The organism is Chryseobacterium sp. PvR013, from assembly GCF_017833095.1.
Taxonomy (GTDB): domain Bacteria; phylum Bacteroidota; class Bacteroidia; order Flavobacteriales; family Weeksellaceae; genus Chryseobacterium; species Chryseobacterium culicis_A.
The window spans coordinates 2,212,345-2,226,459 of the sequence record NZ_JAFIBT010000001.1 but is presented as its reverse complement, the minus strand read 5'-3'; the positions used below and the strand labels follow the sequence as shown (position 1 = coordinate 2,226,459).

The following is a 14,115-nucleotide window of genomic DNA, read 5'->3' as shown; positions in this document are numbered from 1 at the left end:
CTACCGCACGAGTTTTAGATTTTTTAGAGAACAGATTTCATTTTTAGCGGAAGTTTCTAAGTCTTGAATTTTTGGTTCTTTTGCTTCAAGGCAAAAGAACAATAACAAATATTAAATTATTTCGTACACAATCAGATTCTAAAAACACAATGATGAAAAAAGCTTCACAATCTGTGAAGCTTTTATTTTTTTGAACCATTAAGAAGGATTAAAATTTTAAGAATAGTGAAGAAGAATATCTTTTGATATTTAGTAAGCAGATTGCTTCATTCAAATTGATTTGAATCTTAATTTTCCTTACAGCCTAAATCCTTCTTAATGGTTCAATTTTTTCAGTATTGTTTATCTTTCAAGCGAAAAATTGGAAATTACTTTCGGCCTTTCAGTTTCATTCGCTACTTTCCAGGATGTTCTGTACATCCATTCGGTCATTTTATAAAGCTTTTTGTAATTGATATTCTCAGATTCATCTTGTGGTGTATGATACTGGTCGTGCAGTACACTGGTGAAAAATATAGCAGGAATCCCAATTTTAGCATAAGGAAGATGATCACTTCTGAAATAGAAATACTCAGCATGACTCGGAGCATCCCAATCCTTTAAGTATTTGAATTTTGTACTCTCATTATTAGCATCTTCAGCCATTTTTACAAGCTCTTCAGAGTTTTTATGAGGAGCATTTCCTCCTAATAGTGCTGCCTCGTTATTATCATTTCTTCCGATCATATCGCCATTCAGTACGGCTACAATTTTCTCTTTCGGAACAACAGGGTGGGCTGCATGCCATCTTGACCCCAGCAAGCCTCTTTCTTCAGCTCCATGGAAAACAAACAGGATACTTCTTTTTCCCGGCTGTTTTTTATAAGCTCTGGCCATAGCCAGCATTGCAACACAGGTGCTTGCATTATCATCTGCTCCGTTATAGATGGTGTCATTCTTTACAGGATGTCGGATTCCGTCATGATCCTGATGTCCGCTTAGCAAAACATATTCATTTTTAAGAACCGGATCTGTACCTTCTATTTTCCCGATAATATTCACTGACGGATATTTGTAGGTTTCAGTGATCAGGTTCAGAGAAGCTTTAGGATTATTTTTTACCCAGGCAGCATTTTCTCTTTTAATCCATAAAACAGGAATATTATTCGTGATTTTCTCTCTTAGTCCTTCCACGCCGTAGCTTCCTCTTGTCATTTGAGGCAGTACTTCTACCCAGCTTTGTTCAGAAGTATCATCGGTAATGAAGATGATTGCCTTAGCTCCCAGTTCAGCAGCTTTATTGTAGTATTTGTTTCTTACAAATCCGGGATATCTTCTTACAAAAAGAGTCATATCTTTTGAAATGTTTTTGTCTGAAGCATTCACCGCAAGAACTTTTCCTTTAATATTTAATTTAGTCAGATCTTCAGGTTCTGCATTTCCGGCATACACAATTTCAGCATCTACAGAAGCATTCACAGGTTCGGCAACCAAGAAGTCTTTCCATAATTTCAAACTTGTATCCCCAATTTTCAGGCTGCTTTGAGGAATCACCTGATGTCTGTACATATCAAAAAACTGGAAAAAAGTACCATTGTCTCCGGCCGGTTTCATTCCTGCTTCTTTTGCTTTGTCAGCAAGCCACATAGAAACTTTTAATTCATCCAGTGTTCCTGCTTCACGGCCCCAGAACTGGTCTGCGGCAAGCTGATACATATCGGTACGAAGATCAGATTCTTTGATGGCTGAAACCAATGGTTTTTTATAATTCTGAGCACTTCCTATAGTAAATAAGAAAAGCCCCAGTAAAGAAAAAATATAATTTTTATTCATGGGAATTCTTAATTGAAGTTAGCCAGTTTCTCTGAAAACTGTTTTGAAAATTCCTTTCTGTCTTCTTCCAGTTTTTCCTTTGTAGAAGGTAAAATATAAGTAAAAAGGATCTTGTCTTCATTGTCTAAAAAGATAATTTCCTTTTCATTTCCATCAATCATCTGTGAGAAAATCTCCCACATCGGAGTGTCTTTTAATTTTAATAATTCAAAAAACTGTTCTGCTTTGATTTCGATTTTCTGCATGCTCTTTTTTATATATTATCGTTGGATATTTCTGAATTCTGATTCAAAAATAAAGAATTTGTATTTGCCGGGGTATTAAAACTCGAGAAACTTCAGTTTAAACTGGATGGCAAAATTTTCTTTAAAATGCGGTGTTGCATAATAACCCACTCTGTAGAATAGCCCCAGATTAAAATAGCTGGAAAGGAAATTATTCCATTCCAAACCTACTTCCTGATACAGGTGATCCAGTTTTCTGAACTTGAACTGATGATATTCCGGATGCTTCATATCTCCGATTGTCCCTCTCAGAACAAAATCAAAGCTGGAAACATTATGCCCGAAACTTTTGAAATACCAAGGCAGTTTATGGGTAAAGTAATAGGCAACGAATTTATCGTTATAGTATTTTCCGCCCTCCAGTGTTGCAAAACCAAGGTAAGAAGTAAGGTTGAAATTAAAATCTTTTCCCGGAGAGGCAAGTCCGTTCATGGTAAAGTTTTTCCAGATCGGCGCTCCTCCTAAAACGACTCCGCCATACAATCTGAAACCGGTAGTTCCGATGGGTGTTTTGAAATTATGAACAAAAAGGGCATCAAAACGTGAATAACTGAAGTCTCCCTGCAGTATTTTGTAGCTCTGTTCATAATTAAAATAAAGCTCAGGGTATTTCTGGTCAATCAGTGATTTCCCTTGAGGAGTCATAATATTGGTAGAATTCGGAGAATATTTTAAGGTAAATAATGTATTAAAATTCCTGTATGAAGTTCCTCTGTCTCTGAACTGATAGTCGAACTCTGCCGCTTCTGTATTTCGTCTTACTGCAAGGGCAACGGTAAGTCCGTTAGTGACATCATTCAGATAGGATAATGAAAATCCTTTAAAGTGAAAATATCGGTCGTTGTTTAAGTTATTCCCGAAATTCATCATTCTCATTTTGAAATTCCAAAGCTTCCGGTTGAATTCTCCCGACGCTGTTACATCATCATAAACCTCAAACCTGAAAAATGAATTTTTTTCCAGGGTAGTTTTCATATCAAGCCCCATTCCGTATTTCCACCTTCTGTCTTTCACACCATATGCGAAATAATAATCCGGTGAAAAATAAGGATTGAAGTTTTCATTAAGTTTGGCTTTTAACCCTAATCTGAAGCCTTCATAAGAGTTGTAATTGACAATTTCATCTACCGCAAAATCTACAGAACCCACTCTGATCTGTCCGTTCAGTAATCCTGATAAAATCTGTGCTTTACTGTCGATTTTATACTTTTTACCTAAACTGTCAATGGTTTTATAGGTGTTTTGTTCCCTGTCAGTAAGAGGATCGGTTCTGTACTGATCCAGAGAATGCCCGTCAATATTTTTTACAGAGAAGGTATAGCCTTTGAAATCTTTTGGGTTTTCCTCAATAGGTGCTTCAAAATCAAAATATTTTGAGGTCAGAAATGCATAGGTTCCAAAGCTTCTTTTATCTTTCTTATCATCAGCATGTTCTTTGTCATCCATCGCCATTTTACCCATTTTAAGCTTGGCTTTTTCATGGGCAAGAAACCATTTGTTATTGTAAAATACCCAGGTGCTGGTGATAATTCCTTCGTTTTTGTTTTTACTGAAATTCTCAATTTTTTTAACTCCGTACGTTTCAGTATCTACATAAATAGCTCCATTATATTTTCGCTTCCTGTCTGGCTTTTTATAGTTTACTTCACGGAAACGGATCACAAAGTTTTTTCTTCCGTCCAGGGTAACGGTATCTGAAAGGAAAAATCTGTACAATCCTCTGTTTTCCGGTTTCAACTGCTCGGGAACAACATCTCTGTTACTTTGCTGAAGAGCGATCATTTCATAGATAGGCTGTCTTAAACCTGAGATTCTGTTGTCCAGGATATTGATCTTTTCACCATATTTCTTAGAATATAAAAACTCTTGCGCCCTTTCCCAAAGAAAAAGTTTGCTTTTTGAAAATATCTTTTTTGCGTTGATATTATTCAATGAGTCCTTTTCTCTTTTTTTCTTGAAAATATTTAAATCATTGAAGTACTGATTAAACTGGGAAAGACTGTCTTCATCAATATCCAGAGATATTTTTTCATAAGATTTATAGGAATAGGAACCTAAGCTTTTTGGAGAATTCTCTTTAAATAATTTATTTACTTTTTTAAGGATTTCCAATGCTCTGGGATCACTTTTATCTTCAATAACTACCGCTTCAATGTTGGTGGTTTTTGAAGTTTTTTTGAGCAGGGAAACCTCCATGCTGCTTTCTACTGTGATGGTTTCTTTCTGGTAAGAATCAGCGTCAATATCAATGTTTTTACATCCCGTTTTAAACTCGAGAATGCCCTGTTCATTGGTGTATCCAATGATTGTATTGTCGCATGACACTTTAGCATTAAAGACAGGTTTTTGACTGGCGTCATCCACAACCTTAATTTTTGATTGTGAATACCCCAAAAAGCTGATTATAAAAAATAATAACAGTAAACCCCTTTTCATGTAAAAAAACTACGTCAAAATTAATAATATTTATGATGGTAAAAAAGTTTTTAACAGAGTATAACATTGATTTAATCTAATGTTTTCATGGGACTTCCCTCTGATAAAATTAAATGACAAAATCATTCAGATAGTCTTTCTGTATTTTCTGGAGATTTCCAATAAAAAAACTCCTAAACATATAAGGTACAGGAGTTTTTTAATTATTTGTTGTTTTTCGGGGACTTAATGATCATCCAAAGCTTTCATAAATTCGATAAGATCATCTATTTCCTTATCCGTAAGTTGTAATGGAGCATCAGAAAGAGTTTGGTTTTCTATTTTAAATCCAAAAAATTTTCCTCCGCCTTTGTTGTAAAAATTCATGACTTCCTTCAACGTTTTGTATCCTCCGTTGTGCATATAAGGTGCTGTTTTGCTGATGTTTCTAAGTGTTGGAGTTTTGAAAGAATGCTGTAATGAAGCTACTGTTTCATGGAATTTTCCTCTTCCCAGATCATTGTCAAATGTTTTATTTTCTCCATTCACAGCGACTCCCAGTACTTCCTGTTCCGTTTTTTTGAAATTTGGAGGAACCGTACCATTGAATAAAGGTAAGAAATGACATATAGCACATTGAGCTTTTCCTACAAAAAGATTAAAACCACGCTTTTGATTTTCTGTCATTACTGATTTATTCCCTCTCATGTATTCATCAAAGCTGGAATTAAATTTCGCCAGAGAACGGATATAACTTGCCAGTACATTCTGCAGCTGCCATACCTCAGTTTTCTGAGAATGATAAATCTTTTTAAAGGCTGCCTGATAATTTTTATCCTGATTGATTTTTGCAAGGATGATATTCAAATCACCATGCATTTCTTCCTTATTGGAGATCACATCCGAGCTTTGGCCTTCCAGATCATCTTTTCTCATATCCCAAAACTGACCATGCTGATATCCTGCATAATTGAGCGATGGAGCATTTCTGGCAAGTTCTGAATTTCCAAGAGACATAGATCTGGCAAGCCCGTCAGTAAATGCCTTCTCAGGAATATGACAGGTGGCACAGCTCCGGTTGTTGCTGTTGGAAAGAATTTTATCATTAAAAAGCTGATGACCTAGAGCGGCTTTTTCTTCAGAATAGGCATATTCCTTTCCCGGCGTGAAAGCATTAGGGTTAAAAGCGTTTTTAGAGAAAAAAGTAGCGGCATTTTTGTTCAAGGCAGTGGTTACTTCTACATTCGGAATATTCTCCTGATTTTTAAAATCAAGCATCAGAGCAGTGATTTTATTCAGGTGGTCAGGGATAAAATTGACATAATCAAATGTATTCTTGTATGTGTTTTTCTTCAGAACTTCAATCGTTGAATTGATTTCTGCCACAATATTTTTTAAAGCTTTATCTTTTGACCGATCCGTAGAGATTTGCTTCAGCGTTTCTTTAATCCCTTCCAGAGAAGAGGGCATTTCCTGCAAAAACACACCAGAAACAGGCGTGTCAAAACCTGAAATTCCTAAGCTGGAAATTCTGAAAGCTTCCTGTCTTAAAGCATCAAAAACCTGATCTTTACTGATGGTAATCACCTGAAAGTTGGTGGCTATCGTATTGCTTTTATTGATAAGTTTATTAAGCATTCGGGTTACTTCCTCTTTGTTTGCTTGGTCATAGGGATAAAACATCTCTTCCAAAACCTGTAATCCTTCCGGTTCTATTTCGGTGTGTTCATCCATTTCTATTTCAGGAAGGGCAGGACCATTGATAAACCTTGCAGAGTGAGGCAGGAAATATTCTACAGCCCATTCCATTTTTTTGTAGGTTTTTCTGATATCCTGAAACTTTTGCTGAAGAAGTTTTTCATCGGAACTTTTAGTGACCAGGGTTTTAAGCTCGTTGATTTGTTTTTCAAAATCAGTATTGGTTTTGATAATCCTGTTTTTTACAGAACCAAGATCTTCGTACACAGGCTGCTGTTTATCATTTTTACAATAATAGAGTGTAAAAAGTGCTGCTGCAGAGTATAAGAAAAGGAGTATCGGGTATTTTGAAAGTTTATGCATAGGTATGAAAAAGTATCAACAGAGATTTTCTATTGATACTTTAATTTGATATGAAGAAATTAAAACTATTTTTCTACGTTTCTGATGATTACAATCTGTCCACCTTCTTTATTGGTGTTGATTCCGGAACCGTCAGGATTTTTGAATTTATCCAGCTGCCAGGTATGAGAATGGATATTCACAGAGAATGTATTCGGAACTCCAATGATATCTGAAATATCAACCATAGCACCGAATTCCCATGAACCGAATTTCTGAAGATCTCCGGATTGGTTATAAGCCGTCTGCCATGCAGAATCATTTCTGTTGTGTCTCATATTCAGCCATGGCTTGTATTGTTTTGTAGCGATATTCAGCTGCCATATATAAGAATCATGGTTGGCATTTTTATAGTAAGAATCTCCGTCTTCCTGGATGTACACAAAGTTTTCAGTTACACATAAGTTGTCCGGGTTGATAAGGTTATTTCCAGGATTGGAATCTCCTTCTGCTACCACCTCTAGTTTTCCTGTCAGCATATTGTTAGCATTCAAAAAAAGTTTGTAAACTCTTCCCCACATGGTTAATCCTGCTTTTGGATTCACACCGTCAGAAGATTCTCCTGTAGCGGTAAAATAAATTTCTCTTCCTTTTCCTGCTCCTTTTCTGTAATCAACATCTTCCACTCTTGAAAAACGAATGGCATTATTATCAATATTTTTCTGATTGATCTGAGCTCCTGTAAGGTTTTTGGCATTCGGAATTTCAACAAATTCTACATCGTAGCTGCTTCCTTTCGTCATATCCGTTTCAGTATAGTTGTTGTTTGTTCTTTTTAAAGAATACAACTTACCGTTATCCAAATCTCCCTGGGTATCGGCTACATACATGATCAATTGTCCTGCAGACTGATGAGAAGATGAATAAGATTGGTCTTCCCCGATAACGATATAAGATTTTCCATTAGAAACATCTTTAGGAAGCGGAACTGCATTTTCCATTGACGCCTTTCCTAAAGCTGGTTTTACTCTTGTTTTATCTGCTGCCTGAGATACAGGAGCCAAAGGATTTAAAGCATGAACCATACTTTCTTCACCTGATTCTCCAGCAGTAAGGAAGGCACTGAAGCCATGAATTTCAGGAGTTGCCAGGGTAGCGGAACATAACCTTGTCATTCCTCCTGTTCCATTTAAGATATATTCTCCTTTTACAGGCTTAAACGTTTTGTCTAAATATACTCTGGATACCGATTGTTTGATCTCATGGTTGGTGATCATCAGGTAACCATCAGAGTTAGGATCTTTCATAATTCCCATTCCGTCCGGCTGACCTCCGAAAACGAAATCCGGAGAACCTGGAAGAACATCTGAGCTGGAAATAAGGGTGGTAATATTTAAATTTTCAAAACCTTGCATTCCATAAACGAAAGCAGGCTCTTTAGAAAAATTTTCAATCTTGATTTTGTCATTGGAAGGGGTATTGGAATCCCCGTTATTGTCATCGTTGCAGCCTTGAAATACAAGGGAAGCAAAGAGTAGGGCTCCGATAGTTTTGTTAATTTTCATAATTATATTTTTTGAATTTCGATTACGACAAAACTAACGGTCTAGTGTTAACTAAGTTTTAAAAAGACAAAACAAATAGTTTAAGATTAAATGATGATTTGTTAAGGTAAGGTCAATAATTAGAACGGATATAAATAAAAAGAGTCTTTGATGAAAATCTGAGTCATAAAGAATGGGATTTTATAACGCAGAGACGCTAAGGTTTCTGTCCATCTACTTTTTCGTTCGCAAAGGCATTCTATTTAGCAAAAAACGAAATCATTTCATAGCTGAGTGTAATGCCTTTGCGATCGGAAATATTTGTGATAGCATGAGCCTTTTATTGCGATTCTTAGCATTAAATAAAACATATATTTGGTTTCCTAAATTATTTTAATTTCCCACAGATTACACGAATTATACAGATGTTTATGGAAAACTAGATCGGAGTATGATTAGTACACAAGCTTCTTCAGGATCAATGAAGTTGATTCCAATCTTTGCCTCCTGAAATATAAAATAATATAGAAAATACTCTGCGTCGAAAAATATGATATACAATAAAAACAGCCCCGGCTGTCTCAATTCTGAGACAGCCGGGGCTAAAATTTATAATAGAGCTTCCTATTTTAGATATTCAAAGCTTTCTGGTAAGCGTTTTCCAAACCATCAAGGTTTTTACCACCTGCTGTTGCAAAACCTGGGTTTCCGCCACCGCCGCCTTGGATTTCTTTTGCAAGGTCTTTTACGATAGCCCCAGCCTGATAATCTGCTGCAAGATCATCAGAAACGCCAACAGTAATCATTGGTTTTCCGTCTGCATCAGAAAGAATAATCGTCACGGAAGAAGGGATCTCTCTCTTTAGCTGGAATACGATATCTTTTACAGAACCTGCATCCAGAGAAGTTTTCTTTACAAGAAGCTGCTTGTTGCCTTTTTGCTCATAAGCATTCTTCCATTCTCCGATTTCTCCTTTTGCTTTCTCCTTTTTAAGAGCATCTACTTCAGCTTTCAATGAAGTGTTTTCTTCAATCAGTTTTTCGATGGATCTTACAACATCTTTGGACTTTAACAGTTGAGAAAGTTCAGTGATCTGTTTTTCAAGATTGTTGAAATATTCTTCAGATTTATCTCCTGAAATAGCCTCAATTCTTCTGATTCCCGCTGCTGCAGAGCCTTCAGAAGTGATTTTGAAATGACCGATTTCGCTGGTGTTTTTAACGTGAGTTCCTCCGCAAAGTTCTTTTGAACTTCCGAATTGAATCATTCTCACACTGTCACCATATTTTTCACCAAACAAAGCCATTGCCCCTTTTTCCAAAGCTTCCTGAATCGGAATATTTCTGAACTCCTGCAAAGCAATACTTTCTTTGATTTTTTTGTTTACTTTTTCTTCAATTAATGCCAGTTCTTCCTCAGTCATTTTGTTGAAGTGAGAGAAGTCGAAACGAAGATAATCAGGACCTACATAAGAACCTTTCTGCTCTACGTGAGTTCCTAAAACATCTCTTAAAGCTTCATGCAGAAGGTGAGTCACAGAGTGGTTAGCCTGAGAATTCTTTCTGTCAGAAGCATTTACTTTCGCATAGAAAACAGCACCTGCATCCTTTGGAAGTCCACTGATCAATGAAATAATCAATCCGTTTTCTTTTTTAGTTTCCAATACTTCAAAGCTTTCGACTGCATTTTCAAGAACACCTTTGTCTCCAACCTGTCCACCTCCTTCAGGATAGAAAGGAGAATTGCTTAATACCACCTGGTAAAATTCTCCGTCTTTGTTTTCTACCTTTCTGTATCTGGTAATATACGTTTCAGATTCTATCTGATCATATCCTACAAAGGTTTCAGGTTTTGATTCAAGGTTTACCCAGTCATATACTTTCTGAGCAGAATCAGCTTTTGAACGAAGTTTTTGCTTTTCCATTTCAGCTTTGAAACCCGCTTCGTCAATAGTCAACCCTTTTTCTTCAGCAATGATTCTTGTTAAATCATCAGGGAACCCATATGTATCATACAATTCGAAAACCTCTTCACTTGGTAATACTTTCTGATTATCTGCAATGGTCTGCTGAATCAGTTTTTCAACTCTGATCAAACCATTTTCAATTGTTTTTAAGAATGAATCTTCTTCACTTTTGATTACTTCAGCAACCAGTTTTCCTTGTTTTTCAAGTTCCGGGAAGAAAGGTCCCATTTGTTCCTGCAGAACAGCAACCAATTTGTAAAGGAAAGGCTCTTTCATTCCTAAGAATCGGTAAGAATAAGAAATTCCTCTTCTTAAAATCCTTCTGATTACATAACCTGCACCTCCATTGGATGGCAATTGTCCGTCTGCAATAGCAAAAGAAACCGCTCTGATGTGGTCTACCACAACACGGATAGCAATATCTTTTTCGTCTTCTAAAATTCCCGTATATTTTTTACCTGAAAGTTCTTCAACTTTAGAAATAAGCGGGGTGAAAACATCTGTATCATAGTTGGAAGACTTCCCTTGAAGCGCCATACAAAGACGTTCAAAGCCCATTCCTGTATCTACATGCTGTGCAGGAAGTTTCTCTAACGATTTATCTGCCTTTCTGTTGAACTCCATGAAAACCAGGTTCCATACTTCTACAACTTGAGGATGGTCGTTATTTACCAGCTCAAGTCCTGAAACTTTAGCTTTTTCTTCCGGTGTTCTTAAGTCAACATGGATTTCTGAACACGGTCCGCATGGTCCGCTTTCACCCATTTCCCAGAAGTTATCTTTTTTATTTCCGTTGATGATTCTGTCTTCTGAAATGTGTGATTTCCAGAAATCAAAAGCATCCTGGTCTCTGTCCAGATTTTCAGAAGCGTCTCCTTCAAAAATCGTTACATATAAATTTTCTTTTGGAATTCCGTATACTTCAGTCAGTAATTCCCAGGCAAAAGCAATAGCCTCTTTTTTGAAGTAATCCCCGAAAGACCAGTTTCCTAACATCTCAAACATGGTGTGGTGGTAAGTATCTCTACCTACATCATCCAGGTCATTGTGTTTCCCTGAAACTCTCAGACACTTTTGTGTATCGGCAATTCTAGGGGCGGTAGGGGTTTTGTAGCCAAGGAAAAAATCCTTGAACTGCGTCATTCCGGAGTTGGAAAACATAAGGGTAGGGTCGTCTTTCAGCACAATAGGAGCTGAAGGAACGATTAAGTGCTCCTTACTTTTAAAATAATCTAAAAATTTTTGACGTATCTCTTGTGATGTCATAGTATTGCTTTTGCTTTTTTTAGTATCAAATTTTGATAAGATGCAAATTTAAGATTTTTAAGCGATTTGTAATAATTTTATACTATGTTTTGAATGGTGATGGGTTTTGATAATAAATGTACATCAGAATTTTTAATGGCTTTCCATCAATTGTATAGGGTTTCAAAGCATGTACAATTTGCAGAGTCTGTAACCAATGATTATCTATTAATTTTGCAATTTTCCGTTTAACTTATTACCTTCGCTGTGATCTGAGATAAGATAAAAATCCTTCCCATGACAAAAGATGAAGAGTTGAAAAGCTGGATAGAGCAGTATTCCGGGCCGCTTTTGAAGCGGGCACTGTATGTACTTTCGAATAAAGAAGACGCTCAGGATGTTGTTCAGGAAGTTTTTCTTGCAGCCTATTCAGCCCATGATTCTTTTGAAGGGAAAAGTAATCCTCTAACCTGGCTGATGGCTATTCTGAACAGGAAAGTGGCAGATTTTTACCGAAAAAAATACAAATCCGAACCCAATGTCAGACTCGATCATTTTTTTGACGAAACAGGATCCTGGAAAAATAATGATGTTTTGAATGACTGGAATGTCTCAAGGGAAGGAGATGAACTTTTAGACAGTGCAGATTTTAATAAAACATTGGAGGAATGTATCGAAGAATTGCCCTCCAGATGGAAGATTCTGCTGAAAATGTATTATATCGAAGAAAAAAAAGCACCGGAAGTCAGTCAGGAATTGAGTGTTTCTACGACTAATCTTTGGAAGATTTTGCAAAGAAGCCGAATGCAGTTGAGAGAATGTCTGGAGTTTAACTGGTTTTCAAAATCATAAGAAAAATGATAAGAAGAATACTACATATATTATTTTTACCATGCAGTGAAGCTACTTTACTGATGGAAAAAAGGAATGCCCAATCCATTTCTGCCAGAGAAAACAGGATGCTGAGCATGCACCTGATGATCTGCAAATGGTGCAGAATGTACAATGAAAAGCTGGCACTTCTGGATAAAGTGTTTAAAAAGAAATTTTCTGAAGAGAAAACTGAAATAAATGATTCTGAAATTCAGGACTTTAAAAATAAAATGATCGATAAATTAAATTTCTAAGAAAATTTCTGTCAGGATTTTAAAAATGCTCCGACTATACTTTTGAAAACAATAAAGTATTCAATTAAAATCTTAAAAATATGGTCGGAACAGTACAGGAATCTAAAAATCAATTACCCCGAACCGGGTATTACATTTCGCTTTTCGGAGCAGCGCTTATATTGCTGTGGATTGGTATCTTCAAATTTACCCCTACAGAAGCTGCTGCCATAAAACCTTTGGTGGAAAACCATTTCTTAACTTTTTTCGTATATAAGATTATGAGTGTCCAGGCAGTGTCAAATCTTATCGGAACGATAGAAATTATCATTGCATTACTCCTGATATTTAGTGCGAAATTTGCTGTATTGAAAAAGTATGCAGGGATAGGAATGATGGTAACTTTTCTGGTAACATTAAGCTATTTATTTACAACACCGGGAATGTGGAAAATAGTAGATGGAGTGCCTGTGACGGATTTCTTTATTTTAAAAGACCTTATGCTTTTAGGATTCGGATTCATGATTGTTCAAAAATAATAGTAATGAATAAAAAGGTAAATATGAAAAATATATTCATTGTACTCGGAATCATTCTGGGTATAGCAGTATTTGCTGCGGGATCAGGACTTTTTAAGAAAAACAAGCCTAATGTAGTGGAAATTAAAAAAGAAAATGAGAAAATTATGGATAACAAAAACGTTAGAGAGATTTATTTTGCAGGTGGATGTTTCTGGGGAACAGAACATTTTTTTCAACAGATTCGAGGAGTGGTAGGAACAGAAGTGGGCTATGCCAACGGGAATACTCAAAATCCTACTTATGAAGAGGTGGTAAGTCATACAACAGGTTTTGCAGAAACGGTAAAAGTAAAATATGATCCGGAACAAGTGGATCTGAAACTGTTGATTGATTTATATTTCAAAACCATTGATCCTACAAGTAAAGATCAGCAGGGAAATGACAGAGGAAATCAGTACAGAACGGGAATCTATTTCACCAATAAAACAGATGAAGCTGTGGTAAAAGATGAAGTTCTGAAACTGGCAAAAAATTATAACAAGCCATTGCTTGTAGAAACAATTCCATTGAAAAATTTCTACAAAGCAGAAGATTATCATCAGGATTATCTGGATAAAAATCCAGGCGGATATTGCCACATTGAACCGGGACTTTTTGAAATGGCGAAAAAAGCCAATCCACTTCCAAAACCAGCTTATCAAAAGCAGGATAAAAAAGTTTTAAAAGAAAAGCTGACTGCAGAGCAATATAATGTCACTCAGGAAAACGGTACAGAAAGACCTTTTCAAAATGAATACTGGAACGAAACCCGTGAAGGAATTTATGTAGATATTACCACCGGAGAGCCTTTGTTTATTTCTACCGATAAATTTGAATCCGGATGTGGTTGGCCAAGTTTCTCAAAACCTATTACAAAGGCTTTGATTGACGAAAAGCTGGATCGTACCCATGGTATGGATAGAGTAGAAGTAAGAAGTAAAACAGGTGATGCCCATTTGGGACATGTCTTTACAGATGGACCACAGGATAAAGGAGGACTCCGCTACTGTATCAACAGTGCTTCTCTGAAATTTATTCCGAAGGCAGAAATGGAAAGTAAAGGATACGGAAAATATCTTCCGTTGTTAGATAAAAAGTAATGTGAAAGGAAGGCTGCCCAATGGCAGCCTTTTATTTTTAAA

At 36.3% G+C, this 14,115-nt stretch carries 10 protein-coding genes; 4 read left to right on the top strand and 6 right to left on the bottom strand.

Features of this window, described 5'->3' with window-relative positions:
• Positions 1-342: 342 nt before the first annotated feature.
• From JOE44_RS09985 to alaS, 6 genes are all read right to left on the bottom strand, one after another.
• The gene (locus tag JOE44_RS09985; protein ID WP_209785469.1) at positions 343-1,812 is read right to left on the bottom strand and encodes a M20/M25/M40 family metallo-hydrolase; all 1,470 of its coding nucleotides are present in this window, start codon (positions 1,810-1,812) and stop codon (positions 343-345) included.
• Between the two features lie 8 nt (positions 1,813-1,820).
• The gene (locus JOE44_RS09980) at positions 1,821-2,057 is read right to left on the bottom strand and encodes a hypothetical protein (protein ID WP_047381259.1); all 237 of its coding nucleotides are present in this window, start codon (positions 2,055-2,057) and stop codon (positions 1,821-1,823) included.
• A 75-nt stretch (positions 2,058-2,132) separates the two neighbouring features.
• Positions 2,133-4,460, bottom strand: a complete 2,328-nt coding sequence (locus JOE44_RS09975; protein WP_348635052.1) for a hypothetical protein — start codon at positions 4,458-4,460, stop codon at positions 2,133-2,135.
• A 297-nt stretch (positions 4,461-4,757) separates the two neighbouring features.
• Complete coding sequence (locus JOE44_RS09970; RefSeq protein WP_209785467.1) at positions 4,758-6,572, bottom strand: cytochrome c peroxidase; 1,815 nt, start codon at positions 6,570-6,572, stop codon at positions 4,758-4,760.
• A 65-nt stretch (positions 6,573-6,637) separates the two neighbouring features.
• Positions 6,638-8,116, bottom strand: coding sequence for a hypothetical protein (locus JOE44_RS09965; RefSeq protein ID WP_209785466.1), 1,479 nt, complete (start codon positions 8,114-8,116; stop codon positions 6,638-6,640).
• A gap of 608 nt (positions 8,117-8,724) precedes the next feature.
• A complete protein-coding gene (gene alaS, locus JOE44_RS09960; protein WP_209785465.1) occupies positions 8,725-11,328 on the bottom strand; it encodes an alanine--tRNA ligase in 2,604 nt (867 codons plus the stop codon).
• Between the two features lie 276 nt (positions 11,329-11,604).
• On the opposite strand from alaS, the gene JOE44_RS09955 reads away from it, so the two are divergent.
• The 4 genes from JOE44_RS09955 to msrB all read left to right on the top strand — a co-directional run bounded on the left by JOE44_RS09955 (position 11,605) and on the right by msrB (position 14,073).
• Entirely contained in the window at positions 11,605-12,159 is a 555-nt protein-coding gene (locus JOE44_RS09955) for a sigma-70 family RNA polymerase sigma factor (protein ID WP_209785464.1), read from the top strand.
• A 5-nt stretch (positions 12,160-12,164) separates the two neighbouring features.
• Positions 12,165-12,434, top strand: a complete 270-nt coding sequence (locus JOE44_RS09950; protein ID WP_209785463.1) for a hypothetical protein — start codon at positions 12,165-12,167, stop codon at positions 12,432-12,434.
• Between the two features lie 80 nt (positions 12,435-12,514).
• A complete protein-coding gene (locus JOE44_RS09945) occupies positions 12,515-12,952 on the top strand; it encodes a DUF417 family protein (RefSeq protein ID WP_209785462.1) in 438 nt (145 codons plus the stop codon).
• Positions 12,953-12,975: 23 nt separating this feature from the next.
• Positions 12,976-14,073 carry a peptide-methionine (R)-S-oxide reductase MsrB gene (msrB, locus tag JOE44_RS09940; protein WP_209785461.1) on the top strand — a complete coding sequence of 366 codons (1,098 nt, stop codon included), beginning with the start codon at positions 12,976-12,978 and terminating at the stop codon, positions 14,071-14,073.
• The last annotated feature ends 42 nt before the right edge of the window (positions 14,074-14,115 follow it).

Coding starts and splice junctions, on each gene's coding strand:
- JOE44_RS09985 (WP_209785469.1), bottom strand. CDS start 1,812: ATGAATAAAAATTATATTTTTTCTTTACTGGGGCTTTTCTTATTTACT.
- JOE44_RS09980 (WP_047381259.1), bottom strand. CDS start 2,057: ATGCAGAAAATCGAAATCAAAGCAGAACAGTTTTTTGAATTATTAAAA.
- JOE44_RS09970 (WP_209785467.1), bottom strand. CDS start 6,572: ATGCATAAACTTTCAAAATACCCGATACTCCTTTTCTTATACTCTGCA.
- JOE44_RS09965 (WP_209785466.1), bottom strand. CDS start 8,116: ATGAAAATTAACAAAACTATCGGAGCCCTACTCTTTGCTTCCCTTGTA.
- alaS (WP_209785465.1), bottom strand. CDS start 11,328: ATGACATCACAAGAGATACGTCAAAAATTTTTAGATTATTTTAAAAGT.
- JOE44_RS09955 (WP_209785464.1), top strand. CDS start 11,605: ATGACAAAAGATGAAGAGTTGAAAAGCTGGATAGAGCAGTATTCCGGG.
- JOE44_RS09950 (WP_209785463.1), top strand. CDS start 12,165: ATGATAAGAAGAATACTACATATATTATTTTTACCATGCAGTGAAGCT.
- JOE44_RS09945 (WP_209785462.1), top strand. CDS start 12,515: ATGGTCGGAACAGTACAGGAATCTAAAAATCAATTACCCCGAACCGGG.
- msrB (WP_209785461.1), top strand. CDS start 12,976: ATGAAAAATATATTCATTGTACTCGGAATCATTCTGGGTATAGCAGTA.